General features: G+C 67.9%; 16 protein-coding genes. 6 read left to right on the top strand and 10 right to left on the bottom strand.

The genetic code is table 11. The features are described 5' to 3' along the window. Positions 1-194 precede the first annotated feature (194 nt). The 3 genes from ABCR83_RS03700 to ABCR83_RS03690 all read left to right on the top strand — a co-directional run bounded on the left by ABCR83_RS03700 (position 195) and on the right by ABCR83_RS03690 (position 3,335). On the top strand, positions 195-1,244 hold the full coding sequence (locus ABCR83_RS03700; RefSeq protein ID WP_462693288.1) for a ParA family protein: 1,050 nt from the start codon (positions 195-197) through the stop codon (positions 1,242-1,244). Continuing rightward, positions 1,241-2,395: a ParB/RepB/Spo0J family partition protein gene (locus ABCR83_RS03695; protein ID WP_462693286.1), complete on the top strand. Its 1,155-nt coding sequence runs from the start codon at positions 1,241-1,243 to the stop codon at positions 2,393-2,395. The genes ABCR83_RS03700 and ABCR83_RS03695 overlap by 4 nt, the downstream gene beginning before the upstream one ends. 322 nt (positions 2,396-2,717) lie before the next feature. Next, entirely contained in the window at positions 2,718-3,335 is a 618-nt protein-coding gene (locus ABCR83_RS03690; protein ID WP_462693284.1) for a GNAT family N-acetyltransferase, read from the top strand. Between the two features lie 57 nt (positions 3,336-3,392). Here the strand turns inward: ABCR83_RS03690 and trxA are convergent, their stop codons facing one another. From trxA to ABCR83_RS03655, 7 genes are all read right to left on the bottom strand, one after another. Next, a complete protein-coding gene (trxA, locus tag ABCR83_RS03685; protein WP_462693282.1) occupies positions 3,393-3,719 on the bottom strand; it encodes a thioredoxin in 327 nt (108 codons plus the stop codon). Between the two features lie 45 nt (positions 3,720-3,764). Continuing rightward, positions 3,765-4,733 carry a thioredoxin-disulfide reductase gene (trxB, locus tag ABCR83_RS03680; RefSeq protein WP_462693280.1) on the bottom strand — a complete coding sequence of 323 codons (969 nt, stop codon included), beginning with the start codon at positions 4,731-4,733 and terminating at the stop codon, positions 3,765-3,767. Positions 4,734-4,851: 118 nt separating this feature from the next. Next, complete coding sequence (locus ABCR83_RS03675; protein ID WP_462693278.1) at positions 4,852-5,745, bottom strand: anti-sigma factor; 894 nt, start codon at positions 5,743-5,745, stop codon at positions 4,852-4,854. Further along, positions 5,742-6,431, bottom strand: coding sequence for an RNA polymerase sigma factor SigM (gene sigM / locus ABCR83_RS03670; RefSeq protein WP_462693276.1), 690 nt, complete (start codon positions 6,429-6,431; stop codon positions 5,742-5,744). Before sigM ends, ABCR83_RS03675 begins: the two co-directional genes overlap by 4 nt. A 110-nt stretch (positions 6,432-6,541) precedes the next feature. Beyond that, complete coding sequence (locus tag ABCR83_RS03665) at positions 6,542-8,197, bottom strand: protein kinase family protein (RefSeq protein WP_462693274.1); 1,656 nt, start codon at positions 8,195-8,197, stop codon at positions 6,542-6,544. A 112-nt stretch (positions 8,198-8,309) separates the two neighbouring features. Then, a complete protein-coding gene (murJ, locus tag ABCR83_RS03660) occupies positions 8,310-10,490 on the bottom strand; it encodes a murein biosynthesis integral membrane protein MurJ (protein WP_462693272.1) in 2,181 nt (726 codons plus the stop codon). A 45-nt stretch (positions 10,491-10,535) separates the two neighbouring features. Continuing rightward, positions 10,536-12,863, bottom strand: a complete 2,328-nt coding sequence (locus ABCR83_RS03655; RefSeq protein ID WP_462693270.1) for a DUF6049 family protein — start codon at positions 12,861-12,863, stop codon at positions 10,536-10,538. A 205-nt stretch (positions 12,864-13,068) separates the two neighbouring features. Here ABCR83_RS03655 and ABCR83_RS03650 point away from each other — a divergent pair, with 205 nt between their 5' ends. Continuing rightward, positions 13,069-14,538: a CCA tRNA nucleotidyltransferase gene (locus ABCR83_RS03650; RefSeq protein ID WP_462693268.1), complete on the top strand. Its 1,470-nt coding sequence runs from the start codon at positions 13,069-13,071 to the stop codon at positions 14,536-14,538. A gap of 18 nt (positions 14,539-14,556) precedes the next feature. Here the strand turns inward: ABCR83_RS03650 and ABCR83_RS03645 are convergent, their stop codons facing one another. The 3 genes from ABCR83_RS03645 to ABCR83_RS03635 form a co-directional block, all read right to left on the bottom strand. Next, positions 14,557-15,906 (bottom strand): MFS transporter, encoded by a 1,350-nt coding sequence (locus ABCR83_RS03645; protein WP_462693266.1) that lies wholly within the window; start codon positions 15,904-15,906, stop codon positions 14,557-14,559. Positions 15,907-16,025: 119 nt separating this feature from the next. Further along, on the bottom strand, positions 16,026-17,108 hold the full coding sequence (locus ABCR83_RS03640) for an inositol-3-phosphate synthase (RefSeq protein WP_462693264.1): 1,083 nt from the start codon (positions 17,106-17,108) through the stop codon (positions 16,026-16,028). A 49-nt stretch (positions 17,109-17,157) separates the two neighbouring features. After that, the gene (locus ABCR83_RS03635) at positions 17,158-17,745 is read right to left on the bottom strand and encodes a PadR family transcriptional regulator (protein ID WP_462693262.1); all 588 of its coding nucleotides are present in this window, start codon (positions 17,743-17,745) and stop codon (positions 17,158-17,160) included. Positions 17,746-18,133: 388 nt separating this feature from the next. Between ABCR83_RS03635 and ABCR83_RS03630 the strand changes: the two genes are divergently transcribed. After that, complete coding sequence (locus ABCR83_RS03630) at positions 18,134-20,758, top strand: transglycosylase domain-containing protein (protein WP_462693260.1); 2,625 nt, start codon at positions 18,134-18,136, stop codon at positions 20,756-20,758. A gap of 95 nt (positions 20,759-20,853) precedes the next feature. Then, complete coding sequence (locus ABCR83_RS03625; protein ID WP_462693258.1) at positions 20,854-22,350, top strand: glycosyltransferase family 87 protein; 1,497 nt, start codon at positions 20,854-20,856, stop codon at positions 22,348-22,350.

Raw genomic sequence — 22,350 nt, 5'->3', positions numbered from 1 at the left:
GGAGTGTCGTGACGGGGCGGCCTTGCGTCACGCTCATCGTGTTCCACGTGAAACATCGCTCTTTGCTCCAGGGAATCATCAGTCGTGGTCGCGCGGCCGCCGCGCGCGTGGGTTCACCCACCGAGGGTTCATCCACAGGAGAAGTGGATTCATCCACAGGAGAGCGGGCCTCGCTGGTTCACGGCCCCGAAAGCATGGCAGGCTCTGCTCATCGCGAGCCTGATGTCGAGGAGAGTGAATCCTTGCGGTCCGACGCCAATATCGCGGGGCCGATGGCCGATCCGGTCCCCGGCCCCCGCCCCGCCGACTCCGAACCGGTGCCCAATCCCGCCCCCAGGGCGGCTGGGGAGGTGGTTTCACGTGAAACGCCGCCCCCGATGCCCAGACCGGACCACACCCGGGTGATGGTGGTCGCCAACCAGAAGGGCGGGGTCGGCAAGACCACGACCACCGTGAATCTGGCGGCCTCGCTGGCACTGCACGGCAACCGGGTGCTGGTGGTCGATCTCGATCCGCAGGGCAATGCCTCCACGGCACTGGGAATCGATCACCACGCCGAGGTGCCGTCCATCTATGACGTCCTGGTGGACCAGAAGAAGCTGTCCGAAGTGGTCCAGCCGGTACGGGATGTGGAGGGCCTCTTCTGTGCGCCCGCCACCATCGATCTGGCGGGCGCCGAGATCGAACTCGTCTCACTGGTGGCCCGGGAGAGTCGGCTGGACCGGGCGATCAAGGCCTATGAACAGCCGCTGGACTACATCCTCATCGACTGCCCGCCCTCGCTCGGCCTGTTGACGGTCAATGCGCTGGTCGCCGGAGTGGAGGTGCTGATCCCCATCCAGTGCGAGTACTACGCGCTGGAAGGCCTGGGACAGCTGCTGCGCAATGTCGAGCTGGTGCGAGGACACCTCAACCCCAAGCTGCATGTGTCGACGATCCTGCTGACCATGTACGACGGACGGACCAGGCTGGCTTCGCAGGTGGCCGACGAGGTGCGCAGCCACTTCGGCCAGGAGGTGCTCCGGACCAGCATCCCGCGCTCCGTACGCATCTCCGAGGCGCCCAGCTACGGCCAGACGGTTCTCACCTACGACCCGGGCTCCAGCGGCGCGCTGTCGTATCTGGAGGCGGCCCGTGAGATGGCCCTTCGGGGGCTCGGCATGCATGACGACGGCGGCAGGGCCCATACCGTGGGCCGTCAGCAACAGCAAGACCAGCACAGCATGTCGGAGGGGCTGCAGTGAGTGAGCGACGTAGAGGACTGGGCCGTGGGCTCGGTGCGCTGATCCCGGCGGCGCCGAAGGGGTCGGACGGTGGTGCACCGGCGGTGGGGCCCGGGGCGACGTCCCCCGCCGCGGTACCGGTGCTGACGGCGGACCGAGGGGCCGCGGTGCAGATGGCCACGCTGGTCGTCGGTGATGTCGCCGCAGCGGATGAGGCCGTTTCGGGTGATGGCGTTTCACGCGACGGTTCTTCGCATGGCGGTGTTTCGCATGGCGGTGTTTCACATGAAACTGCGCCGGAAGCGACCGTGGAGATGGTGGCGGGAGCGCATTTCGCCGAGCTTCCGCTCGACTCCATCACGCCCAACCCGCGCCAGCCCCGTGTGGTATTCGACGACGAGGCCCTCGATGAGCTGGTGACCTCCATCCGAGAGGTGGGCCTCCTGCAGCCGGTGGTCGTCCGGCAGTCAGCGCCGGAGCGCTATGAGCTCATCATGGGCGAGCGCCGCTGGCGAGCTTGCCGGCAGGCCGGGCTGGAGACGATCCCCGCCATCGTCCGGGCAACCGATGACGAGAAGCTGCTCCTTGACGCACTGCTGGAGAACCTGCACCGCGCCCAGCTGAATCCTCTTGAAGAGGCCGCGGCCTACGACCAGTTGCTCAAGGATTTCAACTGCACACATGACGAGCTGGCCGACCGGATCGGACGATCACGCCCGCAAGTCTCCAATATGCTGCGGCTGCTGAAGCTGACCCCGGCCGTGCAAAAGCGGCTTGCCTCGGGGGTACTGTCCGCAGGGCACGGCCGGGCGTTGCTGCCGGTCGACGACTCGGAGGAACAGGACAAGCTCGCCCGGCGCATTGTGGCCGAAGGGCTCTCGGTGCGGTCGGTCGAGGAGATCGTGCATCTGATGGGCTCCCGGTCGAATGGCCCCGCGAAGGTCAAGGGACCCCGAGCCGGAACCCGGGTCTCGCCGGCGCTGACCGGTTTGGCCTCGCGGTTGTCGGACCGCTTTGAGACCAGGGTGAAGGTGGACCTCGGTCAGAAGAAGGGCAAGATCGTCGTCGAGTTCGCCTCGATCGAGGATCTGGAGCGGATTCTGAGCACGCTCGCTCCGGGCGAAGGCGGAGTGCTGGACCACAAGCTCTCCGATGAGGACTCGGCCGAATAAGGGCTGCCTGGCGATCGCTTCGGGGCGGGTCGTGTTTCACGTGGAACATTGGCGTGGAACGCGACCCGCCCCTTTGCCTTGGCTGACTATCGACTCAATCGACGTGCGGATACGATGCGTTGAGGTATGGCACAACCACTGGGACACATCGATGCGGTTCGCGGAGGGGCGAGGCCATGCGAACGGTGAGCCGGACCGGACTGGTGGCGACGGGCTTGGGCCTGGGGGCGGTCGGCGGGTTCGTCGGCAGCCTGCTCCGGGAGTGCAGCGTGCTGAGTGCCACCCGGGGCGTGGCACGTGATGGAAGTGAGGAACTGGCTCCATGGGGCGTCGGCTCGTACCGCTCACGCTGGACAATCTCCCGGACCTCCCCAAGCGCTGCCGCGCCTGTGTCTTCTGGGAGCTGGACCCCGTCAGCGGCGAAGCGGCGCTGAGGGCCGGGCGTCCGGAGCTGGAGAAGGAAGCTTGGATCTCGGCCGTGCTGCTGGAGTGGGGCTCCTGCGGTCGTGTGGTGTATATCGATGAGGTGCCGGTCGGCTTTGTGCTTTATGCCCCACCGGCCTATGTGCCTCGTTCAACGGCCTTTCCCACCAGCCCTGTTGCGGCGGATGCCGTGCAGTTGACGACCGCCTGGCTGATGCCGCGCTATCAGGGGCAGGGGCTGGGCCGGGTGATGGTGCAGACCGTCGCGAAGGATGTGCTGCGGCGGGGTTTCAAGGCGATCGAGGCCTTTGGCGATGCGCGCTGGAAGGAACCGGCGTGTGTGCTGCCCGCCGACCATCTGCTGGCGGTGGGCTTTAAAACCGTACGGCCCCATCCTCGATATCCGCGGCTGCGGCTGGAGTTGCGGTCGGCGCTCTCCTGGAAGGAGGACGTCGAGCTGGCGTTGGACCGGCTGCTGGGGGCGGTGCAAAAGGAACCGGCCCTGAGGCCGTTGTGACAACGGGCCCGCCCCTCGATGGAAGGGCGGGCCCGTTTCACGTGAAACGCCGTCTGCTCACTCGCTGATGAAGGCGTCCAAGTCGCGCTCGAGGGCGGCCTTGGGCTTGGCGCCGACGATGGTCTTGACGACCTCGCCGCCCTGGTAGACGTTCATCGTCGGAATCGACATCACACTGTACTTGGCGGCGGTGGTCGGGTTCTGGTCGATGTTCAGCTTGACGATCTCGAGCTTGTCGCCGTGCTCGGCGGCGATGGCTTCGAGCGAGGGCGCGATCTGGCGGCAGGGGCCGCACCACTCGGCCCAGAAGTCCACCAGTACGGGCTTGTCGCTCTTCAGGACGTCCTCGTCGAAGGATGCGTCGGTCACGGCCTTGAGAGCCATGGGGGGTCTCCTTGGGTTTCTCTGTAGGGGGGGTGGGGCGGATGGTCAGGCGGTCAGCTCGGGCTCACGGCGGTTCGCACCATCGGCGAGGGCCGCGAGAAAGCGCTCCGCGTCCAGCGCGGCGGAGCAGCCGGTACCGGCGGCGGTGATCGCCTGGCGGTAGGTGTGGTCCACGACGTCACCGGCGGCGAACACACCGGTGAGGTTGGTGCGGGTCGAGGGGGCGTCGACCTTGAGATAGCCCTCGTCGTCCAGCTCCAGCTGGCCCTTGAACAGCTCGGTGCGCGGGTCGTGGCCGATGGCGATGAACAGGCCCGTCACGGGCAGGGCGGAGGTCTCACCGGTCTTGACATTGCGCAGGGTAAGGCCGGAGAGCTTGTTGTCACCGTGGATCTCGGCGACCTCGCTGTCCCACACAAAGGAGATCTTCGGGTCGGCGAAGGCACGCTCCTGCATGGCCTTGCTCGCGCGCAGGGTGTCGCGGCGGTGGACCACGGTGACGGACTTGGCGAACCTCGACAGGAAGGTGGCCTCTTCCATCGCGGTGTCGCCACCGCCGATGACGGCGATGTCCTGGTCCTTGAAGAAGAACCCGTCGCAGGTGGCACACCAGGAGACACCGCGGCCGGAGAGCTCGTCCTCGCGCGGCAGGCCCAGCTTGCGGTGCTGGGAGCCGGTGGTCACGATCACTGCCTTGGCGCGGTGGACGGTGCCGGCGGAGTCCGTGACCGTCTTGATCTCGTCGCTGAGGTCGACGGCGACGATGTCGTCCGGGATCAGCTCGGCGCCGAAGCGCTCGGCCTGGGCCCGCATGTTGTCCATGAGGTCGGGGCCCATGATGCCGTCCCGGAAGCCGGGGAAGTTCTCCACGTCGGTGGTGTTCATCAGCGCACCGCCGGCGGTCACGGAACCCTCGAAAACCAGCGGCTTCAGGGAGGCGCGGGCGGTGTAGAGCGCAGCGGTGTAGCCCGCGGGCCCGGAGCCGATGATGATCACGTTGCGGACGTCGCTCACGGGTGTCTTCCTTCTCTGCCGACTGCTGGCTGGGGTTCCTTGCGGGGTCTCACCCCACCCAACGGATCCTACGGGGCGAGCATTCCCTCAGGAGCACGACAGCGGCGGTGGCAACGGCTCAGGAACGCGCCATCGTCCGGTTCACCAGGATCTTTCCCGGCCTCGGTGGCGAGAGGGAAGCGCAGGTGGAATCGACGACAAAGACATCGACGAGCGACTCGTCGTCGGGGTGCGGAAGGATGACGAGATAAGCGTCCTTGCCGGAATACTTCTCCGCATGTGTGGCGAGGAACGGGTCCGGGCGTCCGATGCCCTGACGCACACAGACCGGGACGGTGGTGCCGGAGTCACGCAGGGTTTCGGAGGAGTCCTGGACGCCCAAGCCTCGTGTCTCGGTGGACTTGCGGGACCTGAGGAGATCGTGGACCCGAGCGCTGAGATCGCCGACGGGAAAGGTCCGGGGCGTTGATGCGTTCGGTGTTACCCCTTGTGCTTGGGTGCCGTCCCCGTCGGACTGCAGGAACAGGGCGCCCACACCGATGACGGCGGCAGCGCAGGCGGCGCCGAGCAGTGTCATGGGCCAATGCCGGAGGGCGGGTCGGCTGCGGCGCCCGGGGCCGGTGGGTGCATGCGGACGGCCTGCGGGGCGGTCAATGGTTTCACGTGAAACGCGCTTGGTGCCGGCCGGGGCCGTTTCACGTGAAACAGTGCCGGGCGTGCTTGCCGTCGTTTCACGTGAAACGACGCTCGGGGCAGTCGCGTCGAGGAGTGCTTCGGCTGCGAGCGCGGCGTCGATTCTCCCCGCGATGTCTGCGGGCATCCGCATGGGCCCGGGAAGCGTGCCGAGTGCGCCACGGATCTCGTTCAGCGAGCTGTGCACGTCCTCGCAGAGTTCACAGGCGGCCAGGTGCTCCCGCAGATCGGTGGTCCGAGCAGGAGAGAGGACACCTTCGGTGAATGCGGAGATCTCCGCGACCTCCGGGTGCCCGTCCGCGCCGGTCGTCGAGGTCACGCTCGCCCACCTCCGCCCTTCACTGGATCCGCGTCGCTCTGTGCTGCCGGTGGTGGGACGGACGTCCCCTGCGACCGGTTCCTTTCCCTGTCGGCGGGAGGGCTACCCCTGCCACCGGGCCGCAGATGGGTGAGCATCGGCAACAGCCGGGCCCGGCCTCTTGCGCAGCGGCTCTTCACGGTGCCGACGGGGACGTCCAGCACGGCGGCCGCCTCGGCCACCGGATAGCCCTGCATATCGACGAGAACGAGCGCGGCTCGCTGATCAGGGGGCAATGTGGCCAGTGCTTGGAGCAGTTCACGGTGCAGGTCGTCGCGCTCCGCGGGTTCGGCCGCGGACTCATGGGGCTCGAGGAGTTGCTCGAGCCGCTCGGTCTCGGCGAGCGGTGCGGTGCGTCGTGCGGCGGCCTTGCGGGCCCGGTCCAGACAGGCGTTGACGGTGATGCGGTGCAGCCAGGTGGTGACGGCTGACTGCCCGCGAAAGGTGTGGGCGGCCCGATAGGCGGAGACCAACGCGTCCTGGACGGCGTCCGCGGCCTCCTCCCGGTCCCCGAGGGTACGGAGCGCCACGGCCCAGAGCCGGTCGCGGTGGCGTCGTACGATCTCGCCGAAGGCATCGGGGTCACCGGCGACATGACGGGCGAGCAGCTCGCTGTCGCTGCTTCCATCTCTGGTGATTGCCCTCACCCCGTCCCCGAGAGCGCTTATCGCGCATGCACGGCCTGATGCCAAGACCAACTTAGAGAGGACGGGTTTGGCTGGGTAGGGGCAGAGGGCCATCGATCGCCGGTATGCCGTCAGCCGCGGAATTCCACCTCGTTGATGGCCTGTTTGTAGCCGGCGCCGCTGTAGTTGGCGGTATCCGAGTAGGGCACGGCGCTGATCCACAGCAGAACGTACCGGGCCGGTTTCTTCAGGGTGAACTCGGCCTTGGTGCCCTTCACCGTGCGAGCTGCCAGCTTCTCCATCCCCTTGACGGACGTGGAGGGCGACAGGCCGTCAGCCGCGTAGAGCGTCAGGGTGGTGTGGTCTCCGCCGTAGACCAGATGCACCGTCGCACTCGACAGGGGGCGCTTGGACCCGAGGTCGTAGACGATCCCGAAGCCTTCCTTGAAAGAACCCGGGGCCAGCTGGTCGGTGTATGACTTGGAGCGCCAAAAAGTCTTGCCGTCCCCGTCGTAGGTCAGCTTCACCTCGTCGCTGTGCTGTGGTTTGCCGTCAGGGGCGTATTCCCTGGCCCCCTTGATGGAGATCTTCTTGGCTCCGGCCTTCTTCGTCGTGTCGTCACCGCCCGTGGTCTGCGAGTGATCGGTCTTGTCCTCCTCGCCGTGTTTCAGCAGAGTGTCCGCGAGCTGCCAACTGCCCAGCCCCAGCGCGGCGATGAGCAGCGAGGAGACGATCCACTTGATGGCCGTGCCGGTACGGCTCTGCAGTGGGGGCGGTGGGGAGACGGGCGCGGGCTGCACCGACCTCGGCCCATAGGCACCCTGCTGGTAGTTCGGGCGGCCATAGGTCGGGGTGCTGGTGAAGGAGGACTCCGGCGGCCGGATGCGCGGCATCGCGGCGACCGCCTTGGCCAGTTCTTCCGGGGTGGTGCACGGCTGTTCCTGCCGTGAGGCGGTGGCGCCGTTGTTGACGAGCGCGCGCATCGCGAGTTGGGACAGGCCGCGATGCACCCCGGCGCGGACCTGGTCGGGGGCGATGAGGCCGACGCCCTTGGGCAGCCCGGACAGCCCATGGGCATTGCCCTCGTACGGCCAGCGCTGGGTGAGCGCGGCATACAGGAGCGCGCCGATGGCCTCGGTGTCGGTGCGCTGGGGGTGGTCGGAGGTGATGCCCCGGAGCGAGGCCATGACGGCCAGGCCGCGGATGCGGTACTGGCCGGTGTCGGTGCGCAGCACGGAACTCGGGCCGAGGCGCAGGTGGGAGAGGCCTTCGCGGTGGGCGGCGGCCATGGCCTGGGAGACCTGGCTGACGAGCTGGTATGCCTCGTGCGGTTCCAGCGGGCCGGAGGTGAGGAGTGGGGTGAGCTCGGTGGCGTCGGGCAGCCACTCATGGACGACATAAACCAGGTCGTTCTCCTCGACGGCGTCGAGGACCTGGATGAAGCGCGGGTCGCCGAGGAGGGCGGCCGAGCGGGCCGCGGCCAGCACCGAGCGGGCCCGCGGGTGGTCGGCGGGCAGCAGGTGGACCCCGACGGCCCGGCGCAGCTTCTCGTCGACCGCACGCCAGCTGCTGAATCCCTCCAGACGGGTGACGCACTCCTCCAAGCGGTACCTTCTGGCGAGCTTGTGACCGCTGTGCAGCTCGGACCGCTGCGCGTCACGCGCGGGGCCCCGGTCGTTCTTCTCTGCCTCCGCCCCGTCGGCCGTGGCTTTGCCCGCCTTGGCGGTCAGCGGCTGCTTGCCGCTGTTGTCTGCCACGTCGACGGCAGCCGTGCTCTGTTCCGCCACCGCCGTTCCTGCCTCCCCATCCGTTGCACCGTGTCCACAGCCACGACAATTGTGCCCACAGTCAGACGCTATGCACGACACGCGAAAGCGGGCGAAGGTTGTGCTCGGCGGCTCAGCGCCCCAGCCGTCCCCGGACCATTCCGACCATGGCGGTGAGCTCCTCGATGCGCATGCGCTTCGCGGCGATGTAGAAGACGGCGATCAGCATCAGTCCGCCACCGGCCAGAGCGGCGAGCGAGCCTGCCACGCCGCCGCCCAGCACCTGGCCGATGCCGTAGGCGATGGCTCCGCTGATCAGGGCCGCGGGGATACACGCACCGGCCAGGCGGGCGTAGGTACGCATCACCCGCGCACCGTCCAGGTCGCCGCCGAGCCGGTTGCGCAGCCGCTTCCAGGCGACGCCGACGCCGACCGCGTAGCCGAGCCCGTAGGAGGCGGCCATGCCCGCCACCGCCCACTGGGCGGGCAGTAGGAGGTAACTCAGGCCCGAGGCGGCCGCGTTCACGGCGGCGACGATGACGGTGTTGTAGAAGGGCGTGCGAGTGTCCTCGTAGGCATAGAAGGCACGTAGGACGACGTACTGCACAGAGAACGGGATCAGGCCGAGGCCGAAGGCCATCAGGACGTGGCCCATGGAGCGGGCGCCTTCGATGCCGGATGAGCCGAAGAGCAGAGTGCAGATCGGGACGCCGAGGGCGACGAAGCCGAAGGCGACGGGCACGATGGCCACGGCGGAGGTGCGCAGCCCCTGGGAGATGTCGTCCCGGACCGCGGCTGCGTCTCCCTCGAGCGCGGAGCGCGATAGACGCGGCAGCATGGCGGCCATGATCGAGACGGTGAGGATGGCCTGGGGCATGTTCCAGATGAGCTGGGACTGCGAGTAGGCGGTCAGGCCGGAACCGTCCTTGCCCGCCGCAGATTGGGCCGCAGTGGCCAGCCAGGTGACCACCAGGTTGCCGGCCTGATTGGCGAGCACGAACAGCATCGTCCACTTGGCCAGCTTGGCCGCCTTGCCCAGGCCGTGGCCGCGCCAGTCGAACCGGGGCCGGATCCTGAAGTCGGCTGCCCGTAGATACGGGATCATCGCCAGGGCCTGCACCACAAGCCCCAGCAAGGTGCCGACCCCCAGCAGCCGCAGACCCTCGGGTGGAATCGAGCCGACATCCATGCCGGATTCACCGTAGGTGCCGTAGACCCCGATGAACAGTCCAAAAGCGGCGATGACCACGACATTGTTGAGGACCGGGGTCCACATCATGGCTCCGAAGCGGCCGCGCGCATTGAGGATCTGCCCCATCACCACATGGATCCCCATGAAGAAGATGGTGGGCATGCAATAGCGGATGAAGGCGATGGTGACCGAATTCTTCGCAGGATCGTCGGCGAAGGTGGGCGACATCAGGCGGACCAGGAGTGGCGCACCGAGGACGGTGATCAGCACCAGAGCACCGAGGATCACGGCGACCAGTGTCAGCAGCCGGTTGGCGTAGGCCTCTCCACCGTCGTCGTCCTCCTTCATGGAGCGGACAAGCTGGGGAATGAAGACCGAGTTGAGGCCGCCGCCGATAGTCAGGAAGAAGACCATCGCGGGCAGCATGGTCGCAAGGCTGTAGGTGTCTCCGAGCGCCCCGCTGCCGAGCGCGGCGACGAAAAGAGCGGACTTAACGAAGCCGGTCAGCCGGGACACCATCGTCCCCGCCGCCATCAGCGCGCTCGACTTCAGCAGGCTCGCCGCCTTGCCGCTCTTCGCCGGAGCGGCCGGGACGGGCTCCTGCTCGTCGAGGGGTTCGGCAGCTAGTGGTTCGGAGGGCGGTGGGACATACAAACCCGCCGGCGGGCCCTGCTGCCCCTGCGGAGGCTGCGTCGGCTCGTATGGCTGTGGCGGCTGCTGCTGGTCACGGAAGAGATGAGCGAACGCATCCTGCTGAGGGGGCTGTACCGGGGCCGTACCCGGGTAGCCGCCCATGTTGATCAGCTGGGTGGCGGCGTCGTCACCGTAGCCGTGCACGGGCCCCTCGGGCTGGACCACGGGCGGCCACGGCTGCTGTTGTTGGTAGCCCTGCTGCTGATAGCCGCCCGGTGGCGGGGGCGGGTACGGGGCGCCGGCCACCGGATCCTGGGCGGCCGGGTCGTGATCCGGGTACGGGTCGGAGGCGTAGGCGTCCCGCAGGTAGGGGTCCTGGGCGTACGGTTCCGGGTGCTGCGCGTCAGGGACGGGCGGGGCCGGCGGGTACTGGCCCCGCTGATCACCACCCGCGCCCTGGCCGCGGTCACCCTCGTACGGCGCGTTCATCGCTACCCCACCTCATCAGTCCGCGGCCGAGCGGCCCACGACACGTCAACGTTCCACTCTCTCACCCGAGCCGGATGGGTCACCGCTTTGCGATCCGGCTTCCATGGATCGGCCACCGGGCCGCTCGGGCTCGCCGTCACCGTTTCCGTCCTCGTGGGAACCGCCCTCGTCATCGCCCCGTGGCCCGTCCTCCCCGGCCTTCCGGCTGCCCGACCGCTTGCGCTTGAGGTAGATCCGGAGCCCGGCGAGGACCAGAAGGAGAACGCCACCGGCGATGACCAGCAGCACCATAGGGGTGATGGAGGTGACATGCACGACGAACGTCATCTCATCGCCGTACTGCTGGTTGTCGGCAGTGTAGAGCCGGGCCGTCACCTTCACGGGACCATTGGCGTAGGCCCGGGTCTCGAACTTCACGGACTGGCTGCGACTGCCGTTGATCTTGATCGGCTGTGACTTGTCGACCTTGAGGCGGTTCGGCTGCGAGGACTCCAGCTCCAGGCGCAGCCCGGTGATGGGCTGCAGCAGGCCGTTCCGCACGGTGATCGGGATCGTCGCGCTGCGTCCGGACAGGGTCGTATCGGATTTGGGCACCAGCTGCACCTGATGGGTGAGCCTGGTGAGCTGTGCCTGCACGTCGCTGCGGAATCCGGCCGCGCCCTCGGGGTTGCCCCGCCAGGAAGTGGACATCTCGCGCATGATCGCGCTGCCGAACGGGGTGACGACCCGGTCCTGGGAGGTCAGGATCACCTTGAAGCGATCGAGGGCGTCCTGGGTCTTCTGAATGTCCTGGAACGCGCTGCGGGGCAGTTCCTGCGCGCGCAGGGAGCCCGAGTACGAGCCGGAGCCGGGGAGGTGCTGGTTCGCGGCCGGGTCGGGCTTCGCCTTGGCCGCGTCGCCCAGGTCGAGGGGATGCGTCCAGCGCTCGTCCGTGAGGCCGCCGAGCGCGGCCGCCATCGCGTGTGCCTGGCTGGTGGTGGGCATGCGCTGGGGGGCGACGACGATGCTGCGCTCGTTCTCCGGCGCCTGCTTGTTCACCATGAGGCTCTGGGCCAGGAACTGCTGCACGGCCAGTGAGAAGTCGCCCGCCCGCGTCAGATCGCCCTGGAAGGCGGTGGACAGCCGGGCGTCCGCGACGATGGCCGTGTTCCCGCCGCCGATCTGCCGGGCCGCGGTGGGGGCGTACGGGGAACCACCGGACTCCCGCATGCTGTCGCTGCGGGCGATCACATTGTGGGCACCGGCCGAGGTGGCCACGCCCACGATCGAGGAGTCGACGGCGCCGTCCACGGGCCAGGAGAAGTCCGTGCGCGGCTTCACCCCGAGGATGGTGTCCACGGTGGTCGCGGCGAGCTCCGTGGCGGGCTGGAGGTGGCTGAGGGAGTCCTGGACGTCCTTGCCGTTGTGGGTGAGCGAGGCGATGTCGGGGTCGCCGAACGGCAGTGCCACCACCTGATGACCGGCCACCGCGCCCTGCAGCTGGCTGAGCCACTGTTTGGCCACCGCCTGGCCCCGGCCGGGAGTGATGGTGCCGTCCGGTCCGGCGACGTGGTAGCTCTTCGTCATGGCCTCGGCCGTGGCGAGCAGATCGGGGTCGATCACCCAGGTGATCGGGAGGTTCTTGCCCAGCGCGACGAGCTGCTGCAGCCGGCCACCCGGTGCCAGCTCAGCTGCCAGGGCGTCATTGGGGAAGACCGGCGTCTGTTGCTGGTCGGATTCGATGCGCGCGGTGAGGTGCGTGCTGGAGATGAGCGGCCACAAGACGGTGAGCCGGGTCTTCTTGCCGTCGATCGCGGACGGCTGCCAGGGGAGCAGGGTCCGCTTGATGCCGAGCACCTGCTCATACGGCTGGTCGGCGGTCTGCCCGGACAGTGAGACGCCCAGCGGGTAGACGCCGTCACCGTCGAGATTGAGGTCTTTCGCGGGCAGGGTCAGGCTGAATTCCCTGCTGACGCCCGGGGACAGCTTGCCGATCTTCTCGGTGTGGCCGGTCAGCTCGGCGCCGTCGGTGCCCGGTGAGAAGCCGGTCCGGTCACCGATGGCGTCGATGTCGCTGCGCGTGCTGAGCAGCGAGCCCACCCGCAGCCCCACATGGGCGCCCGTGACCGGCGACTTTCCGTTGTTGGTGATCGTGCCCGAGATGGTGAGGGTGTCGCCCTGCGTCGGCGCGACGGGCGTCAGTGAGTCGATGGAGATGCCCACGGTGCGGGAGCCCATGGCGTCCGCGTGCGCGGCGGGTGCCATCGACAGCTGCGTCAGGCCCGTGAACAGCAGCATCCCGGCGAGCAGGATCGCGGCGGGCCGGAACCACCGGCAGGCGGAAGCGGGCGTCGTCCCCTGGAACGTCTCCTGGAACTCTGCCGCCTCGGCCACGCGCTCGCCCGTCTCTCGTCGTCAGTGGTCGTCGGATGTGCGTCCACGAATGGTAACGAGACCTGCTGTGGCGAAGTGCTGCGGACCGCAGTACAAGATCGTCTACGCTGCTCGATGTCCTGCTGCGCCTGCTTTGTGATGCCCGTCACGGTGCATCCGCTGGTGAGGAGGCTCGTTGGGCGTACGCCACGTACTCTCTTCTGTTGTGCCGAATGCCAACAACAGCCATCCCACGCCGACCAACGAGCTCAGCCGGGTGCAGCGCCGCGCCGTGAGCGAGCTCCTGCGGGTGTCCCCCGTGGCCGACGACCTCGCCCGCCGCTTCCGCGCCGCCGGGTTCACACTCGCCCTGGTCGGCGGATCGGTACGGGACGCGCTGCTCGGCCGCCTCGGCAACGACCTGGACTTCACCACCGACGCCCGCCCGGACGATGTGCTCAAGATCGTCCGCCCCTGGGCGGATTCCGTCTGGGAGGTCGGCATCGCCTTTGGCACCGTGGGATGCCGCAAGTCCGGCTTCGACCTGGAGATCACGACATATCGGTCAGAAGCCTACGATCGGACCTCGCGGAAGCCGGAGGTCTCCTACGGTGACTCCATCGAGGAAGACCTGATCCGCCGGGACTTCACCGTCAATGCAATGGCCGTCGTGCTCCCGGAGAAGGAGTTCATCGACCCGCACAACGGCCTGGAAGACCTCGCGGCACGGGTTCTGCGCACCCCCGGCACCCCGGAGGAGTCGTTCTCCGACGATCCGCTGCGCATGATGCGCGCCGCACGTTTCGCCGCGCAGCTCGACTTCGAGGTCGCGCCCGAGGTGATCACCGCGATGATGGAGATGGCCGCCCGCCTGGAGATCGTCTCCGCCGAGCGGGTCCGGGACGAGCTGAACAAGCTGATCCGCTCCGACCATCCCCGCAAGGGGCTGCGGCTGCTGGTCAGCACCCGGCTCGCCGACCTCGTGCTGCCGGAACTCCCGGCCCTGCGCCTGGAGAGCGACGAGCATCACCGGCACAAGGACGTCTACGAGCACACGCTCACCGTCCTGGACCAGGCCATAGCCCTTGAGGCCCCGGCCGATCAGCCGGATGGCGGTCCGGACCTGGTGCTGCGCCTGGCCGCGCTGCTGCATGACATCGGCAAGCCGAAGACGCGGCGCTTCGAGAAGGACGGCCGGGTCTCCTTCCACCACCACGAGGTGGTGGGCGCCAAGATGACCAGGTCGCGGATGACCAAGCTCAAGTACTCCAATGAGCTGGTGAAGGACGTCTCCAAGCTGGTCGAGCTCCATCTGCGCTTCCACGGCTATGGCACGGGCGAGTGGACCGACTCGGCCGTTCGCCGCTATGTGCGGGATGCGGGACCGCTGCTGGACCGGTTGCACAAGCTGACCCGGTCGGACTGCACGACGCGCAACAAGCGCAAGGCGATGGCGCTGTCCCGGGCATACGACGGCCTCGAGAAGCGCATCGCCGAGCTTCAGGCGAAGGAGAAGCTGGATGCCATCCGTCCGGACCTGAACGGCAACGAGATCATGGAGATCCTGGGTGTCGGCCCGGGGCCGCAGGTCGGCAAGGCGTATCAGCACATGCTGGAGCTGCGGCTCGAGCACGGGCCGATGGGCCGGGACGAGGCCGTCGCCGCACTCAAGGAGTGGTGGGCGGCGCAGGGCTGAGGCCACCGCGGTGATGTTTCACGTGAAACGGCGCCCGTGCGGTGATGTTCCATGCGGTGGGGTCTCTCGTGGCGGTGTTTCACGTGGCGGTGTTTCACGTGAAACTGAGCCACCTCCGATCAGTGCGGCGGCGACCGCCGCGTAGAGCACGGCGACGCCGATCACCAGGGTGGCCGACCGGCCGTCGTGCGGCAGTATCAGTGCGGCGACGGCCGCCGCTCCGACGAAGGCGGCATTGAAGAGGACGTCATAGAGCGAGAAGACCCGGCCGCGGAACGCGTCATCGACCGTGGCCTGCACCACCGTGTCCGTGGAGATCTTGGCGCCCTGGGTGGTGAGTCCCAGGACGAAGGCCGCGATGAGCATGGGCACGGGCTCGAAGGGCAGTCCCAGCGCGGGTTCAAGGATCGCGGCGGCCGCGGCGCAGACCACGATCCAGCCCAGCCGCCCCAGCCGGGCGATTGCCCATGGGGTGATCACGGCGGCCGCGAAGAATCCTCCTCCCGAGACGCCGACGGCAAGACCGAGCAGGGCCAGTCCGGCGGAGTCGGTATCGGTCCAGGCGTAGCGGCAGAGCATCAGCAGGGTGACGGTCAGCGCGCCGTAGCAGAAGCGCATCAGCGTCATCGCGGCGAGTGCCCGGGCCGCGTCACGCCGTGCCGCCAGCTGCCGCAGGCCCTCCACCAGGCCGTGGGTGGTGACCATCAGGGTCGTACGCAGCTGCACCCTGGGCGTCGATGCGTCAGGGCCCAGCAGGCCGGCGGGCATCCGCAGCGAGCTGAGTCCCGCGCATAGGTACAGCGCTGCGCCGACAAGCACCACCAGGGAGTTGGAGGCCACTGTGCCGGGAGCGGCGAGGCGCACGGCGAAGGCCACGCCACCGCCCGCGGTGGCCGCGAGGGTACCGGCGGTCGGCGAGAGCGCGTTGGCCATGACCAGGCGTTCCTGACCGTCGACAACGCGGGGCAGCGAAGCCGAAAGTCCGGCCAGGACAAAGCGGTTGACCGCGGTGACCGACAGCGCGGAGACATAGAAGAGCCAGTCGGGAACCCGTACCACGATGAGCAGTGCGGTGACGACGGCCAGCACGGCCCGCAGCAGATTGCCGTGCAGCAGCACCTGGCGGCGGCGCCAGCGGTCCAGCAGCACGCCGACGAAGGGGCCGAGCAGCGAGTAGGGCAGCAGCAGTACGGCCATGGCGGAGGCGATGGCGGCGGGGGAGGCCTGTTTCTCGGGGGAGAAGACCACATATGCGGCGAGCGCGACCTGGTAGACACCATCGGCCGCCTGCGAGAGAAGCCGCACGGTCAACAGGCGGCGGAAATCGCGTAGGTGGAGCAGGACGCGAAGATCACGCACAACGGGCATGCGGACCAGCCTCACATACCGCGTGGGCCCTCGGGGGAATTCCCCCAAGGGCCCACGATCGCGGTGCGATCGGCCGACGCTCAGCGCCCTGTTCCGCTAGCGCTCAGCGCCCTGTTCCGCTAGCGCTCCACCTCGCCCTTGATGAACTTCTCGACGCTGTCCCGTGCCTCGTCGTCGAAGTACTGCACCGGCGGCGACTTCATGAAGTACGAGGAAGCCGACAGGATCGGTCCGCCGATGCCCCGGTCCTTGGCGATCTTCGCGGCGCGCAGCGCATCGATGATGATGCCCGCGGAGTTCGGGGAGTCCCAGACCTCCAGCTTGTACTCCAGGTTGAGCGGCACATTGCCGAAGGCACGGCCCTCGAGGCGCACATACGCCCACTTGCGGTCGTCCAGCCAGGCCACATAGTCGGACGGGCCGATGTGGACGTTCTTCTCGCCCAGATCGCGGTCGGGGATCTGGGAGGTGACGGCCTGGGTCTTGGAGATCTTCTTGGACTCCAGGCGGTCGCGCTCGAGCATGTTCTTGAAGTCCATGTTGCCGCCGACGTTCAGCTGCATCGTGCGGTCCAGGACGACGCCCCGGTCCTCGAAGAGCTTGGCCATCACACGGTGCGTGATGGTCGCGCCGACCTGCGACTTGATGTCGTCGCCGACGATCGGGACGCCCGCCTCGGTGAACTTGTCCGCCCACTCCTTGGTGCCGGCGATGAAGACCGGCAGCGCGTTGACGAAGGCGACCTTGGCGTCGATGGCGCACTGGGCGTAGTACTTGGCGGCGTCCTCGGAGCCCACCGGGAGGTAGCAGACCAGGACGTCGACCTGCTTGTCCTTGAGGATCCGGACGATGTCGACGGGGGCCTCGGCGGACTCCTCGATGGTCTCGCGGTAGTACTTGCCCAGGCCGTCGAGGGTGTGGCCGCGCTGGACGGTGACGCCGGCCGTCGGTACGTCGCAGATCTTGATGGTGTTGTTCTCGCTGGCGCCGATCGCGTCCGCGAGGTCGAGGCCGACCTTCTTCGCGTCCACGTCGAAGGCGGCGACGAACTCGATATCCCGTACGTGGTAGTCGCCGAACTGCACGTGCATCAGACCCGGCACGCGGCTGTTCGGGTCGGCGTCCTTGTAGTACTCGACGCCCTGCACCAGCGAGGCGGCGCAGTTGCCCACGCCGACGATGGCTACGCGAACCGAACCCATTCCGGTTGCTCCCTGTGTTTTCTCGACGAAACCCTGCGGAGTGCAGGGCTCATTGGTCCGAACCGGTGCGCTTGTCACGCCCGGCCCGTTCGCTCTCGATCAGCTCGTTCAGCCAGCGGACTTCGCGTTCCACCGACTCCATGCCGTGTCGTTGGAGTTCGAGGGTGTAGTCGTCCAGCCGGTCTCGGGTACGGGCCAAGGAGGCGCGCATCTTCTCGAGGCGCTCCTCCAGTCGGCTGCGGCGGCCTTCCAGCACCCGCATCCGTACATCCCGAGAGGTCTGCCCGAAGAACGCGAAGCGGGCGGCGAAGTGCTCGTCCTCCCACGCATCCGGGCCGGTGTGGGCGAGCAATTCCTCGAAGTGCTCCTTGCCGTCTGCCGTCAACCGGTAGACGATCTTCGCCCGCCGTCCGGCCAGGGACGCCGCCCGGGCGTCCTCGGGGGCGCTCCCGGTTTCCTCGACCAACCAGCCGTTCGCCACCAGGGACTTCAGGCAGGGGTAGAGGGTCCCGTAGCTGAACGCACGGAACACCCCTAGCGAGGTGTTCAAGCGTTTCCGTAGCTCGTAGCCGTGCATCGGGGACTCGCGGAGCAGGCCGAGGACGGCGAACTCGAGGATGCCGGAGCGTCTGCTCATGTTTCGCCTCCTTGTCCCCCACAGCCTAGTCCTTTCATCCCTCGCACTTATTGAGCCCTTATGCCGAGCTGATGTATCGACTCGATACATCCAGACGATAGAACGGGTACCTCAGGTCGACAAGAGGGGGAATGGTGAACGAGGTCACATCACCGGATCGTGGGACACCTGCGGCCTGATTTGGAGTGAACATCCAGAGTGGTCGGGATTTGACCGTGCGTAGTCTGTGCGCCATGCAGACCACCGGGAACCGGGTGACATCCACTGGCGTCCTCGTCTCGCATGCGGTGCGTCCGGCCGTTCAGGGGGGCCGGTTCGCGCATCGGGGGGAACGCAATGGACCGGCCGTTTCCAGGCGATAGCGCCTGCCCGAGGAAGTAGTCGTTCGATGAGCGAGCATCGCCGCAAGCCGTCGCGCCCGCAGGGCGGCGGACGAGCCGCGGCCCGGCGTGCGGCCCCGCAGCCGGTGTCCGGCCGCCGGGGCGCACCACGAAGCAGCTCCGCCGTGTCCGGCTCCGGCCCGGGTCACCAAACCCGGTACGGTGGCCGGGCCGAGGCCCGGCGTGCGGCCCGGCGCGGTGGCGGACGCAGACGCCCGGCAGGCTCCGGCAGACCGGCCCGGAAGCGCTTCATCGACTATCCGCGGGCGGGGAAGTCCGGTGTGTGGCGCTGGATTCCGTCGTGGAAGCTCGTCACCGGAGTCTGCGCGTCGTTCGTCGGGCTGGTCGTCGGCGCGGTCGGTGTCGCCCTCGCGGTGGTGCAGGTGCCGAGCGCTCAGCTGGCTTCGAAGGTCCAGAAGAATGTCTACTACTGGGCCGACGGCAAACAGATGGTCGTGGCCGGTGGCGGCAACCTCAACCGGCAGATCGTGCCGATCTCGCAGATCCCCAAGTCCATGCAGAACGCGGTGATTTCCGCCGAGAACGCCAGTTTCTACAAGGACTGGGGCGTGGACCCGATGGGCATCGCGCGAGCGGTCGTCAAGATGGCGGAGGGCGGTGAGACACAGAGCGGTTCGACCATCACCCAGCAGTTTGTGAAGAACACCTATCTGAGCCAGGAGCAGACGCTCAGGCGCAAGGCCACCGAGTTGCTGATCTCCGTGAAGGTGGGGGCCACCCAGGACAAGCACGATATTCTCGCCGGTTACCTCAACACGGCCTATTACGGCCGTGGTGCTTATGGGATCCAGGCCGCGGCGCGGGCCTACTACGACAAGGACTCCGCGGACCTGACGGCGAGCGAGAGCGCCTATCTGGCGGCGGCGTTGAACGGCCCGAATCTGTATGACCCTTACGGCGGCCAGGGGCCGGCGGCGACGCCGGAGAAGAATCTCAAGCGGGCCTCGGAGCGCTGGAAATGGACCCTGGACCGGGAGGTCCAGGTCGGCCACATGCCGGCGGCCGAGCGCGACTCATGGGTCGCCAAGGGATTTCCCCAGCCCCAGAAGCCCAAGCCCGCGACCAACCGGGCCGGCCAGATCGGCTATCTCACCGATCTCGCCGACAACTACATCATCGCCCACTCCAAGATCAGCAAGGGCGAGCTGGACAAGGGTGGTTACCAGATCTACACGACCTTCGACCGGGACAAGGTGGACGCCCTGTCGAAGTCGGTTGAGGTCGTGCGCAAGGCGAACATCAAGCCCGATGTGCGGGATGTCGATCAGTTCGTACAATTCGGCGGTGCCTCGGTGGAGCCCAAGTCCGGCAAGATCGTCGCCATTTACGGTGGTGAGAACGCGCTTACGCACTTCACCAACAACGCCGACTACACCGGTGTCCAGGTGGGTTCGACCTTCAAGCCCTTTGTGCTGGCCGCCGCCATGACGCACGGGAAGCGCAATCCCGCCCTCGGCCCGCAGCAGAGTGACAGCCGGCGCACGCTCGTCTCGCCGGAGAGCATTTACAACGGTGACAACGCCCTGACCCTGCGGACCTACAACGGCGCCGTCTGGCACGACAAGGACGGCAGCGAGTGGCACCAGAAGAACGACGGCGGCGAGGACAAGGGCACCATCAGCCTGCGTACGGCCATGCAGTATTCGGTGAACACCCCCTATATCCAGCTCGGTATGGACGTCGGCACCGACCTGGTCCGGGAGGCGGCGCTGAGCGCCGGGCTGGACAGGGAACAGCTCGCCGCGATCACCCCGACCTTCTCCCTGGGCACCTCGGCGCCCAGTGCGATCCGGCTGGCGGGCGCGTATGCGACCTTCGCGGACAGCGGCCTGCAGATCGATCCATACTCGGTGGAGAAGGTGGAGAAGAACGGCAAACCGGCTTTCGCACATGAGAGGCAGAACAAGCAGGCCTTCAGCTCGAATGTGGCGAACAATGTCACCGATGTGCTGAAGACCGTGGTGGAGGCGGGCACCGGCACGGCGGCCAAACTCGGAAGCCGCCCGGTCGCGGGCAAGACGGGTACCACCGACGGAAACCGTTCGGCCTGGTTCGCGGGCTATACCCCCCAGCTGTCCACGGCGATCGGCATGTACCGGGTCAACCCCAACGCCAAGAACCAGGAGTTCCTGTCCATGCGCGGGGTGGGCGGCAAGCCCACCATCCACGGTGCGTCGTTCCCGGCGGAGATCTGGGCGGACTACATGGGTCAGGCCCTCAAGGGCCAGCCGGTCGAGCAGTTCGACTCACCCCAGCCGATCGGCGAGAAGATCTACGGCGACGGCGCCAGCCCCTCCCCCGCTGCCCCGTCCCCATCGGCCTCGCCATCGGCCCCGGCCTCCCCGTCCGCTTCGCCGTCGGTCTCGGCGCCCCCGTCCGCTTCGGCGTCGCCGAGCAGGCCATGCTCGCTGCTGGACCACCACTGCCGTCCCGGTGGCAGCGGTGGCAACGGCGGCGCCAACGAGGGCACGACGGGCGGGCCCGGCACCACGGGCGGCCCGGGCGGTGACCCCGGAGAGACGCCACCGCCGGGACCGACCCGGCGCCCGGGCGGTGGTGGCCTGTTCGGCGGCATGGACGGTGAAATGGAGGGTGGGATGGACGGCCACTGATTCCGGGCCACCCCCAGGTGTGACGCGGTTATCCACAAGCCGCAGCCCCTCCACAGCCGCCAGCGGGCCTTTGCCGGGTACGGCAGGATGGGCGCATGAGGAGCGTGCGGGACGACCAGCTTGTACGGCCCACCGTCGAAGACGAAGTGGCCGCCGCCGGCAGTGAGCTCATCGGTGGGCCGGCCGGGCGGCGAGCGCTGCCCGGCGGCGGCTGGTGGTCGGTACCGGCCCTGGTGATCGCGTTCGTGATGATCGGCATGTTCGCCCTGGGCATGGTGCAGAAGCTGCCGTGCTACAACCACGGCTGGTTCTTCGGCGCCACCACCCAGTACACCCACGCCTGCTACTCCGACATCCCGCACCTGTATGCCGGGCGGGGATTCGACGCCGGTCTCCTCCCGTATCTCGACCGGATTCCCCGGAGTCTCGGCGAGATGGACTACCTGGAGTATCCGGTCCTCACCGGGCTGTTCATGGAGATCGCCGCGCTGCTCACCCCGGGCGGCGGCAGCCTTCAGCACCGTGAGCAGTACAACTGGCTGGCCAATGCCGGGATGTTGATGGCCTGTGCCGTCGTGGTGGTGGTGTGTGTGGCGCGTACCCACCGCCGCCGCCCCTGGGACGCCCTGCTGGTCGCCCTTGCCCCGGCCCTCGCGCTCACCGCCACCATCAACTGGGATCTCTTCGCGGTCGCGCTGACCGCCGCCGCGATGCTGATGTGGTCGCGTGGCCGGCCGGTCCTGGCGGGCCTGTTCATCGGGCTGGCGACCGCGGCAAAGCTATATCCGCTGCTCCTGCTGGGGCCGTTGTTCATCCTGTGTCTCAGGGCCGGGCGGTGGCGGGCCTTCCGCACGACTCTGGCCTCGGCGGTCGGAGCCTGGCTGGTGGTGAATCTGCCGGTCATGCTCACCCATGACGCCACGGGCTTCCACATCCGCTCGGGCTGGGCGAAGTTCTATGTCTTCAGCCAGGACCGGCCGGTCGACTTCGGGTCGGTCTGGCTGCTCATCTCCCAGCGCACGGGCAACCCGCTGGAGGACGTCAACACCTATACCGCGGCGCTGATGGTCCTCGGCTGCCTGGCCCTGTGTGTCCTGGGCCTGCGAGCCCCCAGGCGGCCGCGGTTCGCGCAACTGGCCTTCCTGGTCGTGGCGCTGTTCATCCTCACCAACAAGGTCTATTCGCCGCAGTATGTGCTGTGGCTCATCCCGCTGGCCGCACTGGCCCGCCCGAAGTGGCGCGACTTCCTCGTCTGGCAGGCGTGCGAGGTCCTGTACTTCCTGGGCATCTGGTTCTATCTGGCCTACACGGGCAGCGGGGACAAACATCAGGGCCTGCCGGTGGAGGGCTACCAACTGGCCATCGTCCTGCACCTGTTGGGGACGCTCTACCTGTGCGCGGTGGTGGTCCGCGACATCCTGATGCCGGAGCGGGACGTCGTGCGCCAGGACGGCTCGGACGATCCTTCGGGCGGCGTCCTGGACGGCGCCCCGGACATATTCACCCTCGGCCTCGCGCGCTCCTCGACGCAGGCGGAGCACTTGGGAAGCACACATGTCCAAGACGGCACCAGGAGCAGCGGCATCGGCTAG

This window comes from Streptomyces xingningensis (genome assembly GCF_054957865.1).
Note: the sequence above shows the minus strand (reverse complement) of the source record. Positions and strands in the feature narration are given on the sequence as shown.